Origin of the sequence: Tenacibaculum sp. IB213877, from assembly GCF_034043975.1 — a bacterium.
GTDB lineage: Bacteria > Bacteroidota > Bacteroidia > Flavobacteriales > Flavobacteriaceae > Polaribacter.
This window is the reverse complement of the sequence record NZ_JAXCHH010000028.1, coordinates 1-1,025: the sequence shown is the minus strand read 5'-3', so window position 1 is coordinate 1,025 and position 1,025 is coordinate 1. Positions and strand designations below refer to the sequence as shown.

General features: G+C 33.7%; 1 pseudogene. It reads left to right on the top strand.

What is annotated here, in order from left to right:
• Window positions 1-39: 39 nt before the first annotated feature.
• Window positions 40-1,025: pseudogene (locus tag SLH33_RS12930) on the top strand (IS3 family transposase); the annotation flags it as partial.

Sequence of the window (1,025 nt, the reverse complement as noted above, 5' to 3'; positions counted from 1 at the left end):
CCCGTCCTGAAATAAGTTGACACAAAACAGACTTATTTTATGAAAGACACACCCAAAAAGAAGAAGCGTACTCAACGCGATTACAACTTAGGCTTTAAATTAGCAGTTGTATCACAAGTAGAAAAGGGCGAGTTTACCTACAAACAAGCCCAAAAACATTATGGCATCCAAGGGCGAAGTACCGTTTTGGTTTGGTTGAGAAAACATGGTAACTTAGACTGGAGTAAACCAGCCTTATTTATGCAATCAAAATCTAAAGAAACACCAGCACAAAGAATCAAACGATTAGAGCGTGAGCTAGAAGATGAAAAGTTAAAGAATATGATTCTTAATACAATGATTGATATCTCAGATAGTCAATATGGAACATCAATCAGAAAAAAGTATTCCTCTCAACAATCCAAGGCATCAGACAAAAACAAGAGATAAGTTTATCACGTTGTTGTCGATTGTTTGAGATATCAAGACAAGGATTCTATCAAGCTCTAAAACGAAGAGAAGCCAGAGAGCAAGAACTATCAAAGATAAAACCTCTTGTTGTTAATCTTCGTATGAAAATGCCAAGAATAGGTACAAGAAAGTTATATTATTTATTAAAGGAAGACTTTCAATCACAAGGCATAAAAATAGGTAGAGATGCCCTATTTGATTATTTACGCTGTGAATCCTTACTTGTTAGACCAAAGAAGAATTATACAAAAACAACACATTCTAAGCATTGGCTTAGAAAACATAATAACCTTATGGAAAACAAAACCATTCATAGAGCAGAACAGTACTTTGTTAGTGATATTACTTATATTAAATCTCGAGAAAAAAACACACTACCTTTCATTAGTCACAGATGCTTATAGTAGAAAGATTATGGGGTATCAACTTAGTGACAATATGAATAGTGAAAATGTGGTCAAAGCATTAAAAATGGCTGTAAAAAACAGAACCACAACCAAAGCTCTTATTCATCACTCAGATAGAGGATTGCAATACTGCTCAGAAGTGTATCAAAGAGAATTACTCAAAAATAA